Here is a 24135-nt window from a genome sequence, read left to right on the forward strand (position 1 = left end):
GCGGCAATTCGTTGGCGCGGCGGTAGCGTGCCAGTTCCGCTATCCGCCCTGGTGAGTACTGCTGACGGACACGTCGAGCCGAGGCTGTCAAGATCATGCTTAACGATGCCCGACAGCAAGCTGATCGAACAAGGTTTTGGCTGGGTCAAGACGGTCGGACGCATGCGTCAGGTGATGGTGCGTGGACTGAAGCGAGTCGACCAGATTTTGTCCTGAGCATGGCCGCCTGAGTCCGGATCGGTGCGGGCTCGCATGGCGCAGGAACCTGCGCCATGCGACGGACTAGCTAGCGCTCTGCCGCTATCGCCTTGTTCGCGCCGCCGATCATCCCCGACAGCTGTCGTGTCCGTACCGCGAGTGGGTAAACCCGTTTCAGGAACAAATGCGCGTCGTGCTCCCACGCAAAGCCGACACCACCATGCACCTGGATCGCCAGCTTGGTGGCTTGCGTGGCGGCAGCCGTGACCAAGCGGTTCGCGGTCTGCTCGATGCCGCTACCTGACCCACCGTCGTGTGCCGTCGCAGTACCTAGAAGCTGGCGAATGGCATAGCGCCCGTTGTCGAGAGCGACCCAGGCATTCGCAAGCGGGTGCTTGACGGCCTGGTACTGGCCAATCAGTCGTCCAAATTGCCTGCGTTCTTTCGCATATGCAATGGCCATGTCCAGGGACGCCGAGGCTGCACCCAGCATGTCGGCCAGCTCGAGCGCCAGATAGCGGCGCAGGATGGCGACGACCTGCTGGCGTGGCAGAGTGAAAACACATTCGGCGACCGCTGGCTGGTCCGGAAGTGTGCCAAGCGCAACGCATCCATCGAGCCCATCGACCACGGAGACATCATCGCCGGCGTAGCGCTGCATCACCCAGGTGTCCCATTTCGGATTGCTGGGAGCAAGCCGATAGTACTGGACGCCTGGCCCATGGTAGTCGATGAATCGATCAGCGTTCCCGCCGGCATCGATGCGTCCGGACGCAGGCGCGTCCAGGTCCAGCACGGTACCCGATGCGATCAGTTCCGGCATGGCTTCACCGAGCTGTCGCAGCACATAGGCGCAAAAGCCAAGCGGCAGCGTCAGCAGTGATCTGCCGATGGCCTCGCCGAATCCGAGGGTTTCGGCGCCATGGCCTGCGCCGATGTCGGCGTGGCCAATTTCCAGCCATCCGCCTTCGGTCAGTTGGGCCCAAATTGCCGCGTGTTCTTGCTCATCAAAGGTATGCCGGGCGCGCGCATAGCTCACGGGGTGCTGCTCGCGGATCAGGCGTTCGAACATCGACACCAGCATGTCGTCGGTTTCAATTTCCATCGGTGCTCTTGTCCTTTGGCAGGCCCAACAGGCGCTCTGCGATGATGTTTCTCTGGATTTCGGAGGTGCCGGCGACGATCGTTTCCGCGCGCGACCAGAGGAATTCGCGAACGGTCGATGCGTCTGCCGCGTATTCGCCCTCAGCTTCGGGTCCCAGTACTGCACGCTCACCCAGCAGTTCAAGCTGCAACTCCACCACCATCTGCCGAGTCTCACTCCATAGCAGTTTGAGGATGGCCCCGTCGATGCCCGGTGTGCTGCCGGCTGCGACACGGCTTACCACCTGTTCCACGCGCCAGCGGATGACCTGGCAGCGGTCCCGTGCTTCTTGCAGGCGGTGCGCATAGCTGTGGGCCTCGTTCGTCTCGAGGACGGCGCGGTCAAACAGCGCTTCGGCGCGTTCAAATTCATGCTCAAGCTGCACGACTCGTGGCAAAAAGTAGATGCCACGCTCATACTCAGCTGCCGCCATGGCGATCCGCCAGCCTTGGCCTACCTCGCCGACGATGTTTTCCGCTGTCACCGGAACATTCTCGAAGAAGACCTCGTTGTAATCGGCTTCGCCGGTCAGCTGTCGAATGGGTGAGACACGAACGCCTGGTGCCTGCATGTCGATCAGCATGAAACTCAGGCCCCGATGCCCGGTACTGTCGGGGTCGGTCCTGACCAGCGCGAAGCACCAACGAGCAAGATGGGCCTGGGTCGTCCAGATTTTGTGGCCTTTCACCACCCAGCCTGCCGGGGTCTGAGTGCCGCGCGTCCTGACCGAAGCCAGGTCGGAGCCCGAGCCAGGCTCGGAATAGCCTTGGCACCAGATCTCGCTGCCATCGCGGATCCCCGGCAGAAAGCGCGCTTTCTGCGCGTCGGTGCCGAACTGAAGCAGGGTCGGCGCCAGGATCGAATGGGCAATGCTGTTGATCGGCTGCGGCGCGCCGTGGCTCGCGCAGAGTTCATGGAAGGCGATCAGGTCCGCGGTAGGGCGGGCGCGTCCGCCGTACTCGCGTGGCCAGGTCAATGCCACCAGGTCGGCCTGGCACAGCAGAGCATTCCAGCGTACGCGGCATGCCTGGCTGGGATTGGTATGCGCCGGAAATTCCTGGCGAAAGGAAGAGAGCGTCGGAAGCAACCATTCGGCTGCCTCCTTGAGAAGGTCTGGCTCGGAGATGCAATGGGTCATGAGAAGGGTATCCGATTGGAGGATTGGCCGCAGTGCCTGATCAGGCGCCAAGAACCTGGGGCGCCAGCGTGGCAGGCGGCGCATCCCACGCGATCGGCCCTGCAATCCATTCCGTCAGCGAACCGGGCGACAGCCCGGCGATCAGCGCCTTGGGCACGAAGTGCCCGTCTGCAATGTCGAATATGCCGATGTCCGTGTAGACGCGGCTGACCACGTGTTGAGCCGTGAGGGGGAGCCGGCATTGCGGCACGAGCCGCGATGCGTGGTCGCGGGTCAGCGCTTCCATCATCACCCACACTGTGCGCGTTCCCACCGCAAGGTCCATCGCGCCACCCACGGAGGGCAGCGGGTCGTCCTCTCCGAGCGACCAGTTGGCCAGGTCGCCGTTGGCTGCCACCTCGAACGCACCCAGCACGGTAATGTCCAGGTGTCCGCCGCGCATCATCGCGAAGGACAACGCGTGGTCAGAAATGGAGGCGCCGGACGTCAGGGAGATCGGTTCCTTGCTGGCATTGATCAGGTCCGGATCGGGGGGCTGTGCAGGGTCAAGCCTGCTCATGCCAAGGATGCCGTTCTCGCTATGCAACTGGATGTCCAGCGCGGGCGGGATGTGGTCGGTGACAAGCGTCGGCATACCAATGCCGAGATTGACGACGGCGTACCGGGGCAAGTCTTGTGCCACCAGGCGGGCGATCTGCTGTCGAGTCAGGCGTTGCATGATGTCCTCCGGACGACGCGAGCGACGAAGATGCTCGGCGTCACGACATGGCTCGGATCGAGCGAGCCGGTCTCGACGACTTCATCGGCTTCGGCAATGGTGATGGCGGCGGCGGTGCACATCACCGGGCCGAAGTTGCGCTGCGCATGGCGGTACACGAGATTGCCGAGTTGATCGGCATGCGATGCCCGGACCAAGGCGTAGTCGGCCGGCAACGGTTGCTCCAGCACGTAGCCCCGCCCATCGATCTCGCGCACTTCCTTGCCGCGGGCAAAGGGCATGCCGTAGCCGGCCGGGGTGAAGAACGGACCGAGTCCGGCGCCCGCCGCACGCATGCGTTCGACGAGCGTGCCCTGAGGCATGACTTCCACTACCAGGCCCCCCTTTGCGATCTGCTCCCGGATGACCTCCGAGCCAGGCGTGCGCGGGTACGAGCAAACGATCTTGCTGACGCGGCCTGCGGCCACCAGCCCGAGGAAGTTGGCGTCGCCGCTGCCAGCATTGTTATTGACGAGTGTGAGATCCCGGGCTGTCGTGGTCTCAAGCAGTGCGGCTAGCAGCTCCGTAGGCACCCCGGAGCCACCGAAACCGCCGACGAGAATGGTGGCGCCCGAGGGAATATCGGCCACCGCTTCCGCAGTGGATGTCATGACCTTATTCTGCATACTCAGTCCCTAGAGGCTTCCAGCGGGCGAGACCAAACGCAAGCTCGCGGCCGGTTGCAGATTCGCAGCACCGGAACGCGACTGCCCCGGCTTCATGCCATCGTTCCACGGTGACAGACTCTCCCGGATAGGCTACGCCCGAGAAGCGGATATCGAGTCGGGCGAGAAACGCATCATCCGGTTGCGGGCGTTGCATCGATGCGCGCGACACCAGTCCTGCCAGTGCTGCACCGTGCAGGATTGGTGCAGGAAGGCCGGCACGGCGGGCGCTTTCCGGGTCGATATGCAGCGGATTACGGTCGCCGGTCAGGCGGTAGATGGCGGCCTGACTCCTGCTGGTGGGGACGATCACCGTATCGTCGGCAATGCGTTCCGGCGGTCTCGGAATGGGCGGCAGCGGCGGATCGGAAAGCGCACTGTTGCCGCCCGAATAGCCACCGTCGCCGCGACAGACATTGACCTGCTCGATCCGGGCGATCTGCTGGTGCGTTGCCTCGTCGAAGATCGTCCGCTCGGTCACGACCACGGCACCGCTGCGCGTGCCTTTGTCAGTCACGCGTGTCACGCGGCTGCGGCTGTAAACGCTTGCCGTGGTGGCGAGGGGGCGATGCAGGGTAATACGCTGCTCGCCATGCACGACCTTGCGCCAGTCGATGCCGTGTTCGGGCTCACGCATCCAGAATCCCGGATAGGCAATGACCGACACCATGGACGGTAATGCCTGAAGCTTCTCTTCGTACAGGTACTCGACTTCGTCACCCAAACTGCCGGCCGGATCGCACAGGCCGGCGCCCACGCCGAGCGCATAGAGGATGCAATCGTCGGCGTCGTACCGGTGCCGCAGGGCGTCGAAGGTGATCGCCTTGAGCTGGCGATAGTTGAGGGCCATGCGCGCTCCTTACACCGGATCCCACGCGAAGACTTCCGCGGAGGTGTCCAGCGGCATGAACGATTGCCGCAGCGCCGGCATACCGTGCGTGGCGATCGTCTGCGGCGTCCAGCCCTCGGAACGGTGCACGGACTTGGCCGGCCGGGACTGGCTCATCAGGAAGATCTCATTGAGCCGGATCGCGAACACCTGGCCGGATACGGCGGCGGAGTCATCGGACACCAGGTAGGAGATCAGCGGGGCGATCGTCTCCGGACCCATACGCCGGATCTTCTCGATATGGAGTGCCTGCTCCGGCGTCTTGGCGGGAATGGTCTCGGTCATGCGGCTCCAGGCCAGCGGTGCAATGCAGTTGGAGCGCACGTTGAAGCGCTGCATGTCCAGCGCGATCGCCTTTGACAGGCCCACGATGCCGAGCTTGGCGGCACAATAGTTCGCCTGGCCGCGGTTGCCGATGACAGCGGAGTTCGATGTCATGTGGATCAGGCTGCCGCTACCTTGTGCGCGGAAGTGGTCCGCGGCAGCGCGGCTGACATTGAAGGTGCCATAGAGATGCACCTTGACGACGGAATCGAAGTCCTCCGGCGTCAGCTTGTAGAACATCTTGTCGCGCACAATGCCGGCGTTGTTGACCACGGCGTCAATCCTGCCGAAGCTGTCCAGCGCGGCCTCGATGATGCGGGCGGCACCGCTCGCTTCGGCGACCGAGTCGCCGCTCGCCACGGCCTTGCCGCCGGCACTGCGGATTTCTTCCACCACCTGGTTCGCGGCGTTCTCGCCCGAGTCGCGGCCATCCAGCGAAACGCTCAGGTCATTGACCACCACGCTGGCGCCTTGCCGTGCAAGTTCAATGGCCGCTGCGCGCCCGATACCGTTGCCCGCACCCGTTACGACTACAACCTTTCCGTTCAACATCGCTTTACCTTTCCCTTGAGAGTACTGTTGTGGCCTGCGCGCTCAGCACGCCGCCGTTTCCATGCACGAGCGCCGTCATGGCACCGGACAGCTGACGTTCCCCGCATTCGCCGCGCAACTGCCGTACGGCCTCGACCAAGGCAAAAATGCTGTACATGCCAGGATGCACGCACGACAGGCCGCCCCCATTGGTGTTGACCGGAAGTGCGCCGCCCGGGGCGATCCGGCCGCCCTGCACAAAGCTGCCGCCCTCGCCCTTGGCGCAAAAACCCAGGTCCTCCAGGAACAAGATCGGGTTGATGGTGAAGGCGTCATAGAGCTGAAGCAGGTCGATTTGTCCGACCTTCGAACCTGCACGACGCAGCGCCAGTGCGCCCGACTCACGCGCCGCCGTCACGGTGAGGTCCTGCATGCAGGAGATCTGACGGTGATGGTGGGCTACCGCGGTTCCCAGTACATAGACGGCCGGTTGCCGAAGATCGGCCGTACGGTCCGAACCGGTGACGACAATGGCGCCCGCGCCGTCGGTGACGAGGCAGCAATCGCGCACGGTGAACGGCGACGACACCATTTTGGCCTGCAACACATCGTCGATCGAGAGCGGCTCGCGGCGAAATGCTTCGGGATTTAGCTGCGCCCACTTGCGGGCCGACACCGCAACTTCGGCGAGCTGCTCGCGCGTGGTGCCGTACTCATGCATGTGCCGCATGGCGGCCAGCGCATAGCTTGTCGGCGGATTGAAGGGCTCGAACGGATCCTCGTAAGGGAAGGGGTCGAGCTTGGCCCTTGCCGGCGAGGTGGCCGAGACACTGCTGCCGCCCCGCGGTGTGGCGCCATACGCAATCACGACGTTGCGGCATAGGCCCGCACGGATAGCCGCGGCAGCCACCAGCAAGTGCGCGACGAACGATGCCCCGCCAATCTGTGTGCTGTCGGAGAACGCCGGCCGGATGCCAAGGTACTCAGCCAGCTTGACCACCCACATCGACGAGGAAAGGCCGGCTGTCATCAGGCCGTCAATGTCTGACATTGCAAGGCCCGCATCGGCCACCGCCGCGTGGACTGCCCTGGAGGTGATCTCAAGGTCGGACTGGCCGCCGGCATCGCCGATGCCGGCAGTTGCGCTGCCGACGATGGCGATGCTGCCCCGCATGGATTTGTCCCATTCGATCATTGGCCGACCTCCTCAAAGACGATTCGCGGTGGCTCGGTCGTGCTGTCCACGGCAGCGCGCACCGGCATGCCGATCCGCAGCGCTCCGGGGCCGCAGGCCGGGCAGGTCGACATCATGCGGAAGCCGTCTTCCATGTCGACCAGGATCACATTGCGCCCGGGCCGTTCGCCCTGGGCCGGGATCTCCGAGTACGAATAGATGGTGCCGGCACTGCCCATCGCTACCCAGGTGTAGCGGTCGCTGCGGCAGTGCGGGCAATGCGTGCGCGGGAAGAAGAACCGATGGCCGCAGCCATCGCACTGCTGTACCTTGGCTGTCCCGCCGCGCAGCGCATCGAGGAAGGCCTTCTCCGGCGATTCCGGCTGCGCCCCGTGCCGTGCGGCTGCGTTATTCATCTTTCACCCCTGCCTGCTGCACGACACCCTTCCACTTGTCCATTTCGGCCGAGACAAAGGCACGGTAGGTCTTCAGGTCCATGTCGCCCGGCTCGGAGCCGGTGGATCGGATGTAGTCGGCGGTGTCCTTCTTGGCGATGGCCTTGCGGATGCCTTTGTTGAGGACCTCCAGCACCTGCGGCGGCGTACCAGCGGGTGCGTAGGCGCCCACCCACGTGGTCAGGTCGAAGCCTTTGTAGCCCAGCTCATTGAGCGTCGGCACCGAGGGGTATTGCTTGCTGCGCTGCGCAGAAGCGATGGTGAGTGGCACGATCTTGCCGGATTTGAGATAGGCGTTCGCGGTAACGGACTCGGCGACGCCGAACGGGACCTGCCCGGACACCAGGTCGCCCATGGCGGGGCCGGCGCCCTTGTATGCCACGTGCACCAGCTGCAGCCCGCTCTGTTCGCGCAGGAGCTCACCAATGATGTGCGGCGCGCCACCGATGCCGGCAGTCCCGAAGGGAATGCTCTGATGGGTCTTTGCATACGCCTTCAGGTCGGCGAACGTCTTGACAGGCAGGCCGGCGTTGACCAAGAGGAAGTTGGGGCTGATGGCCAGCAGCGCGACTGGATCGAACGCCTTGCGTGCGTCGTAGGGAAGCGATTTCTTCAGCGCCGGGTTAATGACATGGCTGGTCGCGCCCACCAGGATCGTGTAGCCATCGGCCGGTCGCCGCGCCACGTACTCGGTGGCAATCTGGCCGGTGGCGCCGGGCTTGTTATCCACCACGAACGGCTGTCCAGTTGCCGCTTGCAGGTCCGCGGCGACGCGGCGCGTCAGGATATCCGTCATGCCTCCCGCGGCGTAGGCCACGACAAGCGTGACTGGCCTAGACGGATAGTTGTCCGCCGCATGCGCGGCGGAGCAAAGCAACAACGCGAAGGGCATGGCAAACGCCTTGGGGTTCATGCTGTCTCCTCAATGAATTTTGTTTCTGGTGTCTGGGCTGAGCGCATTCAGGCACGATGTCATCCCCGTGCTTGGCAAACATCTCCATGCATAAGGACTTATGTCGACCTTGCCAGCTCCAGAACACGGCTCCTGCACTGTCTCGGCAAGGCCCGCCGCGGTTAGCAGGTTCGGTACGACCGCCTCAAAAGTGATGACAACAACACCTATTGAGGGATCGAGGATGCGGCGCGTCGGGGTCCCGTTTCATGGCGTCCTTCTCAGTCGGTGCCTAATAGTAGTTTTCGACCTATTCATGACACAATCGACTTCTTCGCATGATTCAAGTCCAAATTGGAATGAATATCACCCTACGCCAGTTGCGCCTATTCCTGGAGGTGTTCGAGACCCGCAGCATTACCGCTGCCGCCGCCCGCCAGCACATCACGCAATCGGCGGCGAGCAAGGTAATCGCGGAACTGGAGGCACAACTCGGGTTCGACCTGTTCGACCGGACCACGCGGCGCGTCGAGCCCAACGACGCCGCCAAGGAATTCCATGCCTTTGCCGTCGACGTCATCGCCACCATGCAGGCCGCTACGCGCAGCGTCGAGGAACTCATCGCCATGAAGCGTGGCAAGGTCAGCATCGCCGCCTCGCCGCTGATGGTCTATGGCTTGCTTTCAGGCCCGATCTCCGACTACCGCGCCAGGTTTCCCGGCATCCGGTTTGAGCTGCACGAGCTCTCGACCGACGAAACCGTGGAAAGCGTGCGCGCCGGGACCGTGGACTTCGGACTGGGGGCGATCGATGCGGAGTCGCACGGGGTGTCGGCGACACCGATCTACCGGGACGGCATGCGGGTCGTGGTGAATCCCCGTGACCCGCTGGCCGGACGGCAGTCGCTGTCGCTGGCAGACCTGTCCGAGTGCGACCACATCAGCCTGCGACGTTTCTACAGTGTGCGGCGCACGCTTGACCAGTTGGTTGCCGACAAGGGTGTCAGCTTGCCCAGCGGTATCGAAGTGGGCACGCTCACCTCCGCGCTTGGCCTGGTGCGCCGCGGCGCAGGCGTGCTCATCGCTCCGGGCTATGTAGCGAACATTGCGGAGGAGTGGGGAATGCGCACGATACGGATTGCCGACCTGCCGGACGATGTCCACCAGATTTCCCTGATCCAGCGCCGGCTGGCGCGGCCAACGCTTGCTGCGCGGCAGTTTCTGCTCGAGTTGGTTGCGTGCCTGGACCAAAGCGTCAAATGACGGTGTCGCGCGGCGCTCGCAAACCTGGAGGACAAGGGCGTCTACGCTATATATTCCGTTTGATGCTGAATCTATGAAAAAAATTCGTTTGTCGGAATGAGTTGGCGGTCTCAACATGTTCGCACCAGGACACGTTATTGGAGACCCCTCATGAAGGCCCTGCTTGCGGCACTCATTACATCCGCCGCGTTCGTGCAACCAGCATGGTCGCAAGGCGACAGCTACCCCAGCCGCCCCATCAAGCTGGTGGTCCCGTTCACCGCGGGCAGTGCTTCGGATACTGCCGCGCGCATTATCGCCGAGGAAGTGCGCACGAGCATCGGCACGGTCGTGATCGATAACCGCCCGGGCGCCAACGGCATCATCGGCTCGAGCTACGTGGCCAAGGCGCCGGCCGACGGCTATACGCTGCTGCTGACCAGCAGCTCGACGCACTCTGGCATCGAGGCCCTGTACAAGCGCCCTGGCTACGATCCGATCAAGGACTTCGTCCATATTTCGCGCGTTGCCACCATTCCGATGGTGCTGGTGACGCGTTCGGATGCGTCGTACAAGACCGCCGGGGAGATGGCCTCATTTGCACGCAACCATCGCTTGCGGTACGGCTACGGAAGCGGCTCGGCACAGATTGCCGCAGCAACCTTCTCGCAAATGGCCAACACGCCGTCTGACGCCATTCCGTACAAGAGCCAGCCGCCTGCAGTGACTGACCTGCTGAGCAGCCAGATTGACTACATGCTGGCCGATACCTCGGTCGTCATGAGTTTCGTGCGCGGTGGCAAGCTGGCCGCGCTGGCCATCACCAGCCCAAGGCGCCTGCCGGAACTACCCGACGTGCCGACGATGGCGGAGGCCGGCTACAAGCATTTTGACCTCGTGGTGTGGGTCGGCCTTGCCGCGCCTGCGGGCACGCCTGCCGCGATCGTCGACCAATGGAACAAGGCTGTGAGTGCGGCGGTCGCCCGCCCGGCCGTGGTGGCCAAGCTTGCCAGTCTCGGCATGGTGGCTGGTGCTTCCAGCGCGCGTGACCACGCCGCCTTTGCGCTGGCCCAGCGCGGTATCTGGACGGCGCGCGCCGCCAAGGCCGGGGTGGAGCAGCAATGAACCGCATGAATGAAACTGGTATGAACAAGACTGCCATCACGCAAGCGGGCCCGCTGGCCGGCGTGCACGTCCTGGACCTGACGTCGGTCATCATGGGGCCGGTCTGCACGCAGATCCTGGCTGACTACGGCGCAACGGTGATCAAGGTCGAACCCCCCGAAGGCGATGTCATGCGCCACGCCGGCAATAAACGCGCGCCGGGCATGGGGTCGATGTTTCTCCATGCCAACCAGGGTAAGCAGTCGGTGGTGCTGGACCTCAAGAGCGAGGCGGATCTCGCCGTGCTGCGGGAAATGCTGCCCACGGCCGATGTGCTGGTCCACAACGTGCGCCCGCAAGCCATGCGGCGTCTGGGGCTGGACGAAGCGGAAGTGCGCCGCGTCAACCCGTCCATCATCTATGCCGAGCTGACCGGCTATGCCGAGGGCGGTCCGCTGCACGGGCGCGCTGCCTATGACGACGTCATCCAGGCGCAGACCGGCCTGGCGGAGCTGTTCGCGCGCCAGACTGGCGGCGCACCGATGTATGTCCCGACATTGATCGCGGATCGCGTCACCGGCCTGACCGCCGCACACGGCATCATTGCCGCGCTCTATGGTCAGCGGCAAACCGGTCAGGGCGAAACGATCCGCGTGTCGATGTTCGAGACCATGGCTGCCTTCGTGCTGGCCGACCATCTTGGCGGCGCATCCTTCGAGCCGGCGGCCGGCGCCATGGGCTATAGCCGCCTGCTTACCCCGTACCGAAGGCCGTACCGGACCCGCGACGGCTATATCGCCGCGGTGGTCTATAACGACAAGCACTGGCGTTCATTCTTCGAGGCCGTGGGCGACCTTGCCACGTTCGAAGCCGATGCGCGGTTCCAGACTGCTGCGGATCGGGCCGACAACTATGACGCTATCTACGGTTATCTGGACGACGTCATGGCCACGCGCTCTACTGAGGAATGGGTCGCATTGCTGGAGGCCGCGGACATTCCCTGCGCCCGCGTCAACCGCGTCGAAGACTTGCTCGACGACAGCCAGCTGCGGGCGGTCGGCTTCTTCGATGAGCGCGATGGCGGCGATGCCGGCCAGCGCCGGATCGCCCCGCGCTTCCGCTCGCCAGCGGCAAGTGGCAACGCCGCACCCCCCGCACCTGCGCTGGGCAAACACGATTTCTCTACCGAAACCTGAAATGCAAGACCTTCAACACCTCAAGCTCGACATCAGCGCGCAGGGCGTGGCGACAATGCAGATCGCGAACGGCACCACGCTGAATATCCTCGACTCCGAAACGATTGTCGAATTCACGCGGGCGCTGCGCTCGCTCGCCCGCAATCCCGACGTGCGTGTCCTGGTGCTGCGCGGCACCGGCGACAAGGCGTTCATCGGTGGCGCAAATATCAAGGAACTGGCAAAGCTGGTGCCTGATACCGCCGTGACGTTTATCACCCGGCTGCACGACCTGTGCGAGGCCGTGCGCGACTTCCCGGTGCCGACGATCGCCCGGCTGTCGGGCTGGTGCATGGGCGGGGGCATGGAGTTCGCGGCGGCGTGCGACATCCGCATTGCCGACACGGACGCGCATTTCGCCATGCCGGAGGTGCGCATCGGCATTCCTTCGGTCATTCACGCAAACCTGTTGCCGCGCCTGATCGGCGAAGGCAATACGCGCTGGTTGCTCCTGACCGGCGCCGCGATCAATGCCGAGCGTGCCCACGCATGGGGGTTCCTGCACGAGGTCGTGCCGAATGCGTCCTTGGATGCGACGGTCGAGCATGCTGTGGGTGAGATCCTCGAGTGCGGCCCGGCCGCGGTGCGCGCACAGAAGGCACTCCTGTGCGCCTGGGAAGATCCGGCAATCGAGCGTGGACTCAAGCACAGCATTGCCTTGTTTGGGGACGTCTACGGCAGTCCTGAGCCGGACGAATACATGTCCAGGTTTCTGGAGCGCAAGAAAAAGAAGGCGTGATGCTCAGCAATGCGGCGGCGCGGACGTGAGGTAAGATTTCTCGACGACTGTCCGCCGCCTTGCCATGAACCTGACTCTTCGCGAGTTTCGCGTCTTCCGCGTCGTCTATGAGCTGCGCAGCTTTAGCGCGGCATCACAGGCGGTCCACATGACGCAGTCTGCCGTCAGCAAAGTCTGCCAGGAAATGGAGGCCAAGGTCGGGCAGCGGCTGTTCGAGCGTTCCACCAGAAAGGTCGTGCCCACGCAGCTGGCAGACCAGCTCTATGGCTACGTGTGCGAAGTACTCGGTACCATGGACGCTGCGGAGCGCAGCTTGCGCAGCCTGCTCAATCTGGAGGAGGGCGAAGTCCGTGTTGCAGCATCGCCGATGATGAGCTATGGCCTGCTCAGGCAGCCAGTAACCAACTTCCACAAGGCGCATCCGGGTATCCGGATCGGCCTGCATGAACTGTCGACCGACGAGACCATCGACTATGTCGTCAATGGCAAGGCCGACTTCGGCTTGGTGTCGATCGATGCCGGCCATCCCAGGCTTGAGATCGAACACCTCTACGACGAGACGATGCACCTGGTCTGTGCCGCAGGCCATGCGCTGGCGCGCAAACGCGCGTTGACGTGGGAGTTGGTGGCCGGCTTCCCGCACGTCTCGATGCATCCTTCCTTCAGCACGCGCTGGACCATGGACCAGATCTATGCCGAGAAAGGGTTGTCTTACCGCTCCGTTATCGAAGCCGGCACGGTGCTGTCCGTCATTGGCCTGGTGAAGTCCGGACTCGGTGTGACCATCCTGCCCGGATATGTCAAGGACTTCGTTTCAGACCTGGGGCTGGTGTCGAAGCCGCTTCCGGCGGCAAGGCGGACGCATCCCATCTCGCTGATCCGGCGTTGGAATGCGCGGCTTTCGAACCCGGCTCAGGCCTTGATCCATGACGTGAAAGCTTTTCTGGCGGCATCAGAGGCCGGCCGGGCGTAGCTACCCCCGGGAACGCCAGGCGTAGCCCGATGGGCTGCCACCCGTCAACGCACCTCTTCAGTGGATTCGGCGGGCGCCACCGACAGGGTCGCCGATGGAATGGACTGGTGTTGAACTCCGCGCGTGTGGGCGGCGGATATGAACTCGTAAATTGCGACCGTATTGAAGCGTCTACACTACCCGTTGGAATAATGCTGACCTACGTGTGCTGATACGTCGCCCAACTGCTGGGCTGGCCGCAGTATCTCGAAGAAAGGCCGGACAAGCTCGGTACAACAGTCGATCGCTCGAGCGCCTACCGCTGGGGCTCAAGCCACTACCGGTACTGCACACGGGCCAGCACCCAGTCAGATGGGATTCGACTCTGGCTGAGACCAAGCTGGTGCGCCGCATAAGCCGTCCAGCACCGCCAGCGTCCTGTCAGTCGATTGAGTCTTCCGACACAAGGCCCGCCCTTTCCTGGACCTCCCGCGTCGCGCACGATCTCTTGATGCGCAAAGCTAGTGGAGGCTGCAAACATACTGCAGCACGGTCCCTGCGCGCCCCATGCAACATGCCAAAAAGCAACGCTTAGGAATTGCAAGAGGCTGTCCGCAGAGCGGAACGGTCATTCTCCTCACGTCGTGAGACACCTAAAGTGGTCCCACACATTATTTTCCGCGAGGAGGAATACATGAAGAGCGTCGCTTTTACCGAAACCCCAGGCCTCGAGAATCTGGCGTCCTGCTCTCCCGAGAAGTTGGTGGCGCCAGATTGTGCGGGACAGAACTTCTATGAAATAGACCCGAGCCTCTCGGGGCTGTTGAGCCTCTACCTTCCCGCCACTGCCCGTGAGCATCTCGAACCCCATCTGACCCGTCTCGGCGCTGTCGCAGGAGGGCGTTTGAACGAGCTTGCGATGGCGGCGGACAAGGAGCGAAACCGGCCGCTGCTGCGCACGAGAAGCCGATTTGGGGTGGATGAGGATTGGATTGAATATCACCCTTCCTATAGCGAAATGGAAAGAATTGCGTTCTGCGATTTTGGCATTCATACCATGACGCGGACACCTGGCGTGTTGGGTTGGCCCGACAAGCACACGGCACTTTCCAAGTACGCCTTTCAGTATCTATTTGTCCAGTCGGAATTCGGACTGATGTGCCCAATATGCGTCACCGATTCGTCGGCATATCTGGTCGAGCGTTACGGCGACGAAGAACTCAAGCAGCGTTTTTTGCCGGGGATGTCGAGCACCAAGGACGGGGAGTACCTCCGTGGTGCCCAGTTCATGACCGAACGCACTGGCGGATCGGATGTTGGCACCAATCGTTTGCGGGCCCAATGGGACGGCACTAGCTGGCGCCTATACGGGGACAAATGGTTTTGTTCGGCGGTCGACGCAGACGTGGTTCTCCTCTTGGCCCGACCCGAAGGCGCTCCGGACGGCTCTCGCGGTCTGGCGCTTTTCGCCATGCCGAAGCATCTCGACGATGGATCCAGAAATCGGTACCGGGTTGCTCGCCTGAAGGAAAAGATGGGCACGCGATCCATGCCAAGTGGCGAAGTGATCTTCGACGGCGCCCTTGCATATCTCGTCGGCGACATCGGGCAAGGCCTGAAACAAATGCTTGATCAGGTCAATCTTTCGCGCCTCTCGCACGGCGTCAGGGCAGCAGCAATGATGCGGCGTTGTCTGAACGAGGCATTAGCAGTGTCTCACTATCGCGTTGCATTCGGGCGCCGCCTGATCGACATGCCGTTGCAACGTCGACAGCTAATGAAGTTGGTACTTCCGACAGAGCAGGCGCTGTCCGTGTTCGCTTACACGGCTAGATTGCTTGAGCAGGCGGAGCGAGGAGACCAACACGCCGAGTTGCAGGTACGTATCCTTACCCCGCTGCTTAAGTTCCGGGCCTGTCGGGACAATGTCAAAGTCGCCACCGGGTCAATGGAGGTGCGCGGCGGCAATGGCTACATCGAGGACTTCGTTAACGAACGCCTCGTCAGAGACGCTCATCTCGGCGTTCTTTGGGAGGGTACCAGTAACATCAACGCTTTGGACGCAGTGCAACGCGCCGCAGGAAAGGAAGGCTCCCATCGAGTTCTGCTCCAGGCCTTGTCTAACTCAATGTCAGAGCTGTCCGCATTGCCAGACCGCTTCGCCCAGCTCTTGCTGAAGGAACTGCGCCAGGCGAGCGAGTTTATGGACGAATGTGTCCAGTCACGCGAGGGGGAGGCTGACGTACGGACTGCGTCCTCGCGGATGTATCACGCTGCTAGCGCTTCGATCATGGCGATCGAGGGCGTACGCCTGGGCGATAGCGCGGGTGATGCTCGGCGCCTTCTGATCAGTCGGCAGGTATTGCGACATCGTCTGCACGAAGCCACCTTGAGCTCGGGCAACGACGATCTCCTGGAGCAACGCCTGCTTTCCCAGGATCCGGTATCTCTAAGCGAAGCATTGGGGTGGTTGGCCTAAGAATTAGATCAGAACTTACCATCAGACACTAGGAGACAGCAACAATGACACCCACCGTCCGCCGCTGTGCTACGTTGGTCGCAGGACTCACCGCCCTCTGGATACATCCGGCCCCCGCTTCGCCTGCTTATCCCGACAAGCCTGTTCGATTGATCGTGCCGTACGCTGCGGGCGGTCCTACTGACGCAGTGGCGAGACTATTGGGCCAGGGCTTGCAGAAGCGCCTCAAGCAGCCGGTAGTGGTAGAGAACCGACCAGGCGCTGGCAGCATCATCGGCGTCGAATACGTCGCAAAAGCGTCGTCGGATGGCTATACCCTGCTCTTTGCCACCGGGGCGCCGTTCGTAATCAGTCCGTTCGTGAATCAGAAGTTGCCGTACAAGACATCTGACTTCGCACCGGTGGCGACGGTGGCAAGTTATTCGATGCTCCTATCAACCGCAAAAAATCAGCCGTTCAACAGTCTTCGCGATCTGCTGGCCTTCGCGCGGAGTCACCCCGGCAAGGTCTCGTTTGGGTCTGCCGGCAATGGGACATCAAACCACCTTGCTGGCGAGCTGCTTGCACATGAGGCGGGTGTGAAACTGCTGCATGCGCCGTATCGAGGCAATGCAGCGGCCATGACGGATGTGATCGCTGGGAATGTGACGGTCATGTTCGATATGCCCGCCACCACGCTCCCCAATGTGCAGAGCGGGCGAATCAAAATCCTCGGGTCCACCAGTCCCGTGCGCAATCCTCTCACTGCGGATATCCCCACCATGCATGAAGGCGGTGTGACCGGCTACGACGTTACTTCCTGGTTCGGCCTATTTGCATCAGCGGGCACTCCAGCGCCAATTGTCGATCGGCTCAATCGGGCAGTCAACGACACGATGAATGATCCCGAAGTGCGTACGAGGCTTAAGCACGATGGCTATGAGTTCAAGGCGGAAACGCCGGCGCAACTTTCCGAGAGGATTGAGCGTGAATCTCGCGTTTGGGGTAATCTCATAAAATCAGTCAGCCTCAGATTAGAATGAGGTCGGCTGACTGTCAGTGTTAGGCGAGGGACCTGGTCGGCAGCTTACTGATCAACTGAAGACGCTAACAATGCCAGACGCACGGGAGCCCGTAGAGCGGGATCGTCAGATGGTAACCGCTTTGTCAAGAGGGCTCGAGCTTCTCTCCAGCTTTCGTGCTGAGCGGCCTCTCCTCTCGAATGCAGAGCTATCCAAGGCGTCGGGAGTGCCGCGCTCTACGGTCTCCAGACTGACCCACACATTAGTGAAATTAGGCTATCTGGAGTATGACACACAACACTCCGCGTACCGTTTGGGTGCAAAGGTACTGTCATTAAGTTATGCGCTGTCGGGCGGCATGGTTCTGAGAAATATGCTAGCCCCGTACTTGCACATGCTCGCGGAGGAGTCGCGCAGCCAGGCGGCTGTGGCTGCGTGCGAAGAATACAGCATGCTGATCCTGGACGTGGTCGGTCATAGCGAGACACTTTCTCAGCCAATGCTGATCGGCTCTCATATGACGCTGGACACCACGGCGATGGGTCGAGCCTACCTTGCAGCATGTAGCGTGGGAGAGCGCCGCCGTATCATCGATCACCTCGTCAAGCATCGGAATCGGTCCAGCACAGAGTTAGAAGAGATTGTTCGGCAAGCGCAAGCCGAATATGGTGCGCGCGGCTATTGCACATCTGTCAACGCGTGGCGGGAAGGCGTTAACGGGGTGGCCGTCCCATTATTTTTAAGGAATTTTGGGCGACGGATCTTACTGACTTGCGGTGGCAGCGCGGCACAAATGCCTGAGAGCGCCATTCATGATCGGATTGGACCTCTGCTCGTGAAGGTTGCCGGCGACCTTGAGAGGCAAAGTACGAGCCTGACGCGGATCTAGCGGCGCGCGTCAAGACAGTTGTCCATGATGTATACCGCGATGCGCGGCGTTTCGTCGCTGACTTGATGCCGCTAAGCATGGCGATCTCGCGCTTGGGGGGCTGAGCGTGGGCTTAGCGGCGCTGATCGGCCGACCAGTTCGCGTGTGGCGTGCTAGCATGGGCATCCGGCTCATCGATCGGCTGCGGCAAAGCAGTTTGTGTCGCCGAAAACGCTCAGCGTCGGCATCTGATTCGACTCCCGGATATTGTCCTGAGCTGAACCCGGCCGAATTGCTCAATCAGGACGTTTCGCCGAATTCAAGAACGATCGTGCATTACATGGCGGCTCCCGTCTCATTGTCACGAAGACGATCGGCCGTTCTACGCCGGCTTCCCAGGATTTTTAACGGCTTCCCTGAATGCGTCGGATCGTGGGCACTAGTCTAGGAGCGGGTCCAAGGCAATGTGCTGGCGGAATAAGAAAAGGGCTACCACGTGGAAACCCTCGATTCTGACTCAGCAACGCGCGCTCAGGACGTCGCCACCAGCGGCGGCCGCCGCTGCGTGGCCACGGCAAAAGCGATCTGCGCCAGCCCGGCCGCCAGTCCCATCGCCACGCCGGCCTGCCATGCCACCTTATACGAGCCCAACGCGTCATAGACCAGGCCGCCGCCAAAGGCGCCGACAAAGCTGCCGATCTGGTGGCTGAAGAACGCCGCGCCGCCCAGCATCGCCTGCCAGCGCAGGCCGAAGGTCTCGGCGATCCAACCCGATACCAGCGGCGCCACGCCCAGCCACAGGAAGCCCATCATCGCGGCGAACATCAGCGTGCTCTGCGGCGTGGGCGCCGACGAGAAGTACCACGTCAGCACCAGCGAGCGGATGGTATAGATGCCGCCCAGCAGCATCAGCTTGTTGAAGTGGCCGCCGGCCCAGCCGAAGAAGATGCTGCCCAGCACGTTGAAACCGCCGATCACGGCCAGCGCCTTGGCGCTGAGCATCGGGTCCATGCCGCAGATATCCAGGTATGAGGGCAGGTGCGTGGTCAGGAACACCAGTTGCATGCCGCAGACTGAATACGCCAGCGCCATCACTATGAATGGCGCGTGCCGCAGCGCGGTCCCCAGCGCCTGGCGCGCGTTGTCCTGGCCCGCACTGGTCAGCGCGGGCAGCGGCAGCTTGTCCACGCGCCCGGCCATCCAGGCCGCGGGCAGCATCACCAGCGCCAGCAGCACGAACGCGGCCAGACCGGCACGCCAGCCATATGCCTGCGTCACCATCTGCCCGATCGGCGCGGCCAGTAGCGCGCCCAACGAGCCGGCCCCGGACACTAGGCCTAGCACCGTGCTGCGCAGCGCCGCCGGCACCGGCCGTGCCGCCACCGCCATCGCCAGCGCGCTACCGGTGCAGGCCATCGACGCGCCGATCGCCACGCCGGCGCCTAGCGTCACGCCGATCATGCCGTGCGCGGTCGCCAGCAGCACCAGGCCGATCATGTAGAGCAGCGAACCGGCCACCATCAGCGGCCGGAAGCCGATTCGCGTGGCCCACGCCCCGGCCAGCGGCTGCAACAGGCCCCAGACCAGGTTCTGCACGGCGATGGCTACGGTGAAATCCGATACTGAAATGCCAATGTCGCGCGTCAGCGGCGGCATGAAGATGCCCAGGCTCTGGCGCAGGCCCATGGCGAGGCTGAGCATCACCGAGGCGCCGATCAGGATCGGCAGCGTCGGGCGCAGGCAGTCAAGGCGGGAAGGAGTGGAGGAAGCTGGCAAGGTGCTTGTCTCGCGTGTTGTCGTTCTTGTGTTGTTTTTCTTGTGCGCCCATTGATACCTTTGTCACACGGTTTCATTAAGATACCGCAGGGTAGACGAGGGTATGCGCATGGTTCGAGATGTTGGCCTCAGGTACGGTCTAAATAAACCCGAAAACGCGAGTTGACGAGGAAGCGAGGCGCAACATCCGTGCTTTTGGGGGTCGAAGTATAAAAATAACCAACAATTGAGGCGTACATTTACCTGATAATGGCACGGCGTAGTGGAAACGCGCCGTAAAACGTCTTGACGCCGAGCTCTTTAAATCGAGCGGAGGTTCAGGTCAAACCAGCTTCACCATCTGCTTGCCAAAGTTTCTGCCTTTGAGCAACCCGAGGAAGGCCTCCGGTGCGTTGGCAAGGCCTTGCGCCACGCTCTCACGGTACTTCAGATTGCCCGTGGCCACGAGCGTGCCGAGCTCCTTCAGCGCCCCAGGCCACACTTCCATGTGCTCGCTGACGATGAAACCTTCGAGCTTGACGCGGTTCGTCAGGAGCAGCTGCGGCGCGGCCAGGGGGATCGGCTCGCCGATGTAGCGAGAGATCATGCCGCACAGCGCAATGCGCGCGAATGCATTCAGGTGCAGCATCACCGCATCGAGGATCATACCGCCGACATTCTCGAAGTAGCCGTCGATGCCGTTCGGGCAGGCCGCCTTCAGCGCGCTGGTCAGCGACTTCAGGTCGTTATGCTGCTTGTAGTCAATGCACGCGTCGAAGCCGAGTTCGTCGACCACGTACTTGCACTTGTCCGGCCCGCCGGCGATGCCTACCGCGCGGCAACCACGCACCTTCGCAAGCTGGCCGACCGTGCCGCCCACCGCACCGCTGGCCGCACTGACCACGACGGTCTGCCCTGCCTTCGGCTCGATGAGCTTCACCAGGCCATACCAGGCGGTGACGCCCGGCATGCCCACGGCGCCAAGGTAGGCCGACGGCGGAATGTGCGTGGTATTGACCTTGCGCAGCATGCCGCACTGATTGGCTGAGATCACCGCGTACTCTTGCCAGCCACCCATGCCGACGACTTTGTCGCCCACCTGGAACGCGTCATTCTGCGACACCACGACCTCGCCAACGGTGCCGCCGCCCATCACCTCGTTGAGCGGCTGCGGCAGAGCATAGCTCTTCGCATCATCCATGCGACCCCGCATATAGGGGTCGAGGCTCAGATAGTGGTTGCGAACGAGCACTTGTCCGTCTTTCAGTTGGGGGACCGGTGCCTCGACGAGCTTGAAGTTGTCGACAGTCGGCTCGCCGTTCGGGCGCGAGACGAGATGGATCTGGTGGTTGGTGATGTCCATGGTAAATAGATGCGTGGAGTCAATAGATCCTTGCGTCCGCCGGACGGCAAGGCTTCTTCTGAACTTGAAGGGGCCCTTCGCGTTTACTAGCTTGCTCTTGACGGCTGCGCCGGCAACACTGTTGCGCTGACGTCGCCGAAGCCGATCCGATAGCCATCGGCCTGGCACCAGCCGGTCATCGAAACAGTGTCTCCGTCCTCGAGAAACCTACGCTGTTCGCCAGTGGACAACGTGAGGGGATTGTTGCCGTTCCGTGTCAGTTCAAGCAAACATCCCAAGGAGTCTGCCGATCGGCCGCTGATCGTTCCGGAGCCCATCAGGTCACCGACCCGCACGTTGCAACCGGAGACCGTATGATGTGCGAGCTGCTGCCGCATGCTCCAGTACATGAAGCGGGAACTGGTTCGGCAGATCGTAGTGGCATGTGTCGCCGCTGCTGGCCGAAGGTTCACTTCCAGCATAATGTCATAACTGTCCTTTCCTGCTTTTCCGAGATACGGCAAGGGCATCGGCTCCTGCGTCGGGCTCTGCACGCGAAACGGCTCCAGCGCTTCCATGGTGACGATCCATGGCGAAATCGATGACGCGAAGGTCTTGCTGTTGAAGGGGCCGAGCGGCATGTATTCCCATTGCTGGATGTCGCGCGCGCTCCAGTCGTTCAGCAGCACCATGCCGAAAATATGCCGTTCAGCGTCGTCCACCGCGATCGAGTTGCCAAGCGCGCTGGGCTGGCCGACGATGAAGGCGGTTTCTAGCTCGAAGTCGAGCTTGCGGCAGGGGCCGAATACCGGACGCGGTACATCTGGCAGTTTCAATTGCCCGTTCGGTCGCTGCACCGGCGTGCCGCTGACGACAACCGAACTAGCGCGGCCGTTGTAGGCGATCGGCATCTCCAGCCAATTAGGAAGCAGGGCGTTGGCCGGGTCACGGAACATGGTGCCACAATTGGTCGCATGCTCCCTGGATGAATAGAAATCCGTGTAGCCTGGGATGTCCACTGGCAGGTGCAGCGTCGCATCGGCCATTGGCACTAGCACACTATCCCGCACGCAGGGATCCGACTGCAGCGCCGGATTGTCTTTGCGAAGCAGTTCGCTGATCCATTGGCGGGTGGCTTGCCACGTGTCGCGGCCGAGCGCGATGAACTGGTTCAGACTCGACGCATGGAACACGCCCGGCGGGACGCAGGGCAGCAGCCCTAGGCCGGCCACGGCGGCGAGATCGAGAATGTCGTCACCGATTGCAACGCCGACGCGCGGCAACGGATCAGCGCCGGTGCTGAACACGCCGTACGGTAGATTCTGGATTGGGAAGTGAGAACCCGGGCGCACCGGAATGAACGATTGCAAAGTCGGATCGTTCGGATGAATCGTGGTCATAGAGATTACCGTTTGGTTGGGTCGAAGCTATTGCACAGCCCCTGCCGGCACTCAAAATCGTCGGATTGCAGCGCCTGCGCGGTCGGATGCAGAACGCCGCGCTTCAGATTTCTTGATGCGACGCCTTTTGGTCGCCAGTTCTCGTTGAAGGGCTCCGCCTCATAAGCCTACGCAAAGATATTTCATCTCAAGGTATTCCTCTAATCCCCACGATCCGCCTTCGCGCCCGAGGCCGGATTGCTTGATGCCGCCAAAGGGGGCCACTTCGTTCGAAATCAGCCCGGTATTGATACCAACCATGCCGTACTCTAACTGCTCCGCTACACGCCAGATTCGGCCAATGTCCCGGCTATAGAAATATGCGGCGAGACCGATTTCAGTCTCGTTAGCCGCTGCAATGACGGCGTCGTCATTCTTGAAGGGAACAATCGCGGCAACGGGTCCAAACGTCTCCTCGCGCATCACAAGCATGGCAGGCTTTACATTTGCGAGCACTGTTGGCTCATAGAACAGTCCGCCGAGCGGGTGCCGTTTGCCGCCAGTAATAATCCTGGCGCCATGCTTGACAGCGTCGGCCACCTGCTCTTCCACCTTTTGGAGAGCCCTCGCTTCAATAAGCGGCCCTTGGACAATGCCTTCATCCAAGCCATTGCCGACCGATATTGCGGCACTCGCCCTTGCCATCCTTTCGACGAATGCGTCGTGCAGGGATTCATGCACGTAGAAGCGATTCGAGCTGACGCAGGTCTGGCCGGCGTTTCGGTACTTCGAATCTACCGCGCCCTGCACAGCTGCATCTAGATCGGCGTCCTCGAAGACGATGAACGGAGCATGTCCCCCGAGTTCCAGTGCGACTTTTTTCACCGTCGGAGCGCACTGTTGCATCAGGGTACGGCCAACGGGAGTCGAACCGGTAAAAGACAAATGACTGACCTGAGGCGACGAGCACAATGCCTTCCCCACCGCAATCGAACGGTCGCGATCGGCTGTGATGATGTTAATCACACCATCCGGGATTCCAGCGCGTCTCGCCAATTCCACCAAGGCGAGGGCAGAAAGCGGAGTTTGCTCAGCTGGCTTTATTACAAGCGTGCAGCCGGCGGCAAGTGCTGGCGACGCCTTGCGTGTAATCATTGCAATCGGGAAATTCCATGGCGTGATGGCAACGCAAACACCGATTGCTTGCTTAAGCACCATCATTCTCTTATCTGTCCAGGTGGACGATGGAATTGCGCCTGTCACCCGCTTTGCTTCCTCCGCGAACCACTCCACAAAGGATGCGCCATAGGCTACTTCCCCTTTCGCTTCAGCGAACGGCTTGCCTTGCTCGACAGTCATGATCCTCGCAAGATCATCGCCGTGAGCCATGATCAGCTCAAACCATTTTCGTAAGAGGTGCGCCCGTTCCTTGGCGGTTTTTCTGCGCCATGCCGGCAGGGCCGAATGCGCAGCCTGAATCGCTGCTTCCGCCTCTTTCGCGCCGAGATTGGCGACGTTGGCAATGAGCTGGCCGGTTGCCGGGTTGTGCACCGCAAATGACTGGTCGTTATTGGCAGATATCCACTTGCCCGCTATGAACGCCTGTTGTTTAAAGAGGTGTGGCTCGGAAAGAAGCTTTCCTAGAACCTCAGTGTTCATCGGCTCTCGTGTATTCATAATATTCGTACTGGTTTGCGCAGAAACTCTGCCTTGGACCGTGCGCGGCTGAACGGACGCATTTCCAATGCCTCATTCCGAATTAGGATGATCGTGCAGCCCAGCAGGCGTAGATTGCGGCAGGCTTATTACGTGACGGGTGGTCGGGAAGGATCCATCGAGCAAAAAGTGCTTGGCTTAGATCCTTCACTCGAAC

Annotated in this window: 21 protein-coding genes and 2 pseudogenes; 10 read left to right on the forward strand and 13 right to left on the reverse strand. The window is 61.8% G+C overall.

The window, feature by feature from the left end; all coding sequences use genetic code 11:
• Positions 1 to 117 precede the first annotated feature (117 nt).
• A pseudogene (locus tag E1J61_RS38845) lies at positions 118 to 230 on the forward strand (IS5/IS1182 family transposase); the annotation flags it as partial.
• 56 nt (positions 231 to 286) lie between these two features.
• On the opposite strand, the gene E1J61_RS18090 reads toward E1J61_RS38845, so the two are convergent.
• From E1J61_RS18090 to E1J61_RS18130, 9 genes are read right to left on the reverse strand one after another with little or no spacing between them, the layout of a single operon-like run.
• Complete coding sequence (locus E1J61_RS18090; RefSeq protein ID WP_133095426.1) at positions 287 to 1303, reverse strand: acyl-CoA dehydrogenase family protein; 1017 nt, start codon at positions 1301 to 1303, stop codon at positions 287 to 289.
• Positions 1293 to 2480 (reverse strand): acyl-CoA dehydrogenase family protein, encoded by a 1188-nt coding sequence (locus tag E1J61_RS18095; RefSeq protein ID WP_133095427.1) that lies wholly within the window; start codon positions 2478 to 2480, stop codon positions 1293 to 1295. Before E1J61_RS18095 ends, E1J61_RS18090 begins: the two co-directional genes overlap by 11 nt.
• Positions 2481 to 2520: 40 nt before the next feature.
• The gene (locus E1J61_RS18100; protein WP_133095428.1) at positions 2521 to 3198 is read right to left on the reverse strand and encodes a CoA-transferase; all 678 of its coding nucleotides are present in this window, start codon (positions 3196 to 3198) and stop codon (positions 2521 to 2523) included.
• Positions 3186 to 3863: a 3-oxoacid CoA-transferase subunit A gene (locus E1J61_RS18105; protein WP_133095429.1), complete on the reverse strand. Its 678-nt coding sequence runs from the start codon at positions 3861 to 3863 to the stop codon at positions 3186 to 3188. Before E1J61_RS18105 ends, E1J61_RS18100 begins: the two co-directional genes overlap by 13 nt.
• Positions 3853 to 4752 carry a MaoC/PaaZ C-terminal domain-containing protein gene (locus tag E1J61_RS18110; RefSeq protein ID WP_133095430.1) on the reverse strand — a complete coding sequence of 300 codons (900 nt, stop codon included), beginning with the start codon at positions 4750 to 4752 and terminating at the stop codon, positions 3853 to 3855. The genes E1J61_RS18105 and E1J61_RS18110 overlap by 11 nt, the downstream gene beginning before the upstream one ends.
• A gap of 9 nt (positions 4753 to 4761) precedes the next feature.
• Positions 4762 to 5667, reverse strand: a complete 906-nt coding sequence (locus E1J61_RS18115; RefSeq protein WP_133095431.1) for an SDR family NAD(P)-dependent oxidoreductase — start codon at positions 5665 to 5667, stop codon at positions 4762 to 4764.
• A gap of 4 nt (positions 5668 to 5671) precedes the next feature.
• A complete protein-coding gene (locus E1J61_RS18120; RefSeq protein WP_133095432.1) occupies positions 5672 to 6841 on the reverse strand; it encodes a thiolase in 1170 nt (389 codons plus the stop codon).
• Entirely contained in the window at positions 6838 to 7236 is a 399-nt protein-coding gene (locus E1J61_RS18125; protein WP_133095433.1) for a Zn-ribbon domain-containing OB-fold protein, read from the reverse strand. The genes E1J61_RS18120 and E1J61_RS18125 overlap by 4 nt, the downstream gene beginning before the upstream one ends.
• The gene (locus tag E1J61_RS18130; RefSeq protein ID WP_133095434.1) at positions 7229 to 8188 is read right to left on the reverse strand and encodes a tripartite tricarboxylate transporter substrate binding protein; all 960 of its coding nucleotides are present in this window, start codon (positions 8186 to 8188) and stop codon (positions 7229 to 7231) included. The genes E1J61_RS18125 and E1J61_RS18130 overlap by 8 nt, the downstream gene beginning before the upstream one ends.
• Before the next feature lie 338 nt (positions 8189 to 8526).
• Between E1J61_RS18130 and E1J61_RS18135 the strand changes: the two genes are divergently transcribed.
• The 9 genes and pseudogenes from E1J61_RS18135 (at position 8527) to E1J61_RS38315 (ending at position 17807) form a co-directional block, all read left to right on the forward strand.
• Positions 8527 to 9429 (forward strand): LysR family transcriptional regulator, encoded by a 903-nt coding sequence (locus E1J61_RS18135; protein WP_165971494.1) that lies wholly within the window; start codon positions 8527 to 8529, stop codon positions 9427 to 9429.
• A 150-nt stretch (positions 9430 to 9579) separates the two neighbouring features.
• Positions 9580 to 10533, forward strand: coding sequence for a tripartite tricarboxylate transporter substrate binding protein (locus tag E1J61_RS18140; RefSeq protein WP_133095436.1), 954 nt, complete (start codon positions 9580 to 9582; stop codon positions 10531 to 10533).
• Between the two features lie 20 nt (positions 10534 to 10553).
• Positions 10554 to 11708 carry a CaiB/BaiF CoA-transferase family protein gene (locus E1J61_RS18145; protein WP_133095437.1) on the forward strand — a complete coding sequence of 385 codons (1155 nt, stop codon included), beginning with the start codon at positions 10554 to 10556 and terminating at the stop codon, positions 11706 to 11708.
• 1 nt (position 11709) lies between these two features.
• Positions 11710 to 12486: an enoyl-CoA hydratase gene (locus E1J61_RS18150; protein ID WP_133095485.1), complete on the forward strand. Its 777-nt coding sequence runs from the start codon at positions 11710 to 11712 to the stop codon at positions 12484 to 12486.
• A gap of 64 nt (positions 12487 to 12550) precedes the next feature.
• Entirely contained in the window at positions 12551 to 13459 is a 909-nt protein-coding gene (locus E1J61_RS18155) for a LysR family transcriptional regulator (protein ID WP_133095438.1), read from the forward strand.
• A 673-nt stretch (positions 13460 to 14132) separates the two neighbouring features.
• Positions 14133 to 15917: an acyl-CoA dehydrogenase family protein gene (locus E1J61_RS18160; RefSeq protein WP_133095439.1), complete on the forward strand. Its 1785-nt coding sequence runs from the start codon at positions 14133 to 14135 to the stop codon at positions 15915 to 15917.
• A gap of 44 nt (positions 15918 to 15961) precedes the next feature.
• On the forward strand, positions 15962 to 16939 hold the full coding sequence (locus E1J61_RS18165) for a tripartite tricarboxylate transporter substrate binding protein (protein WP_133095440.1): 978 nt from the start codon (positions 15962 to 15964) through the stop codon (positions 16937 to 16939).
• A gap of 109 nt (positions 16940 to 17048) precedes the next feature.
• Positions 17049 to 17198: pseudogene (locus E1J61_RS38850) on the forward strand (helix-turn-helix domain-containing protein); the annotation flags it as partial.
• 171 nt (positions 17199 to 17369) lie between these two features.
• The gene (locus tag E1J61_RS38315; protein WP_243736912.1) at positions 17370 to 17807 is read left to right on the forward strand and encodes an IclR family transcriptional regulator C-terminal domain-containing protein; all 438 of its coding nucleotides are present in this window, start codon (positions 17370 to 17372) and stop codon (positions 17805 to 17807) included.
• A gap of 510 nt (positions 17808 to 18317) precedes the next feature.
• Here E1J61_RS38315 and E1J61_RS18175 read toward each other — a convergent pair.
• The 4 genes from E1J61_RS18175 to E1J61_RS18190 all read right to left on the reverse strand — a co-directional run bounded on the left by E1J61_RS18175 (position 18318) and on the right by E1J61_RS18190 (position 23921).
• Complete coding sequence (locus E1J61_RS18175; RefSeq protein WP_371704384.1) at positions 18318 to 19487, reverse strand: MFS transporter; 1170 nt, start codon at positions 19485 to 19487, stop codon at positions 18318 to 18320.
• Positions 19488 to 19884: 397 nt separating this feature from the next.
• A complete protein-coding gene (locus E1J61_RS18180) occupies positions 19885 to 20904 on the reverse strand; it encodes an NADP-dependent oxidoreductase (protein WP_133095443.1) in 1020 nt (339 codons plus the stop codon).
• An 86-nt stretch (positions 20905 to 20990) separates the two neighbouring features.
• Positions 20991 to 22283, reverse strand: coding sequence for a fumarylacetoacetase (gene fahA, locus E1J61_RS18185; protein ID WP_133095444.1), 1293 nt, complete (start codon positions 22281 to 22283; stop codon positions 20991 to 20993).
• 159 nt (positions 22284 to 22442) lie between these two features.
• Positions 22443 to 23921: an NAD-dependent succinate-semialdehyde dehydrogenase gene (locus tag E1J61_RS18190; protein WP_133095445.1), complete on the reverse strand. Its 1479-nt coding sequence runs from the start codon at positions 23919 to 23921 to the stop codon at positions 22443 to 22445.
• Positions 23922 to 24135: the final 214 nt, after the last annotated feature.

Source organism: Cupriavidus sp. L7L (genome assembly GCF_004353535.1).
GTDB classification, from domain to species: Bacteria; Pseudomonadota; Gammaproteobacteria; order Burkholderiales; family Burkholderiaceae; genus Cupriavidus; species Cupriavidus oxalaticus_A.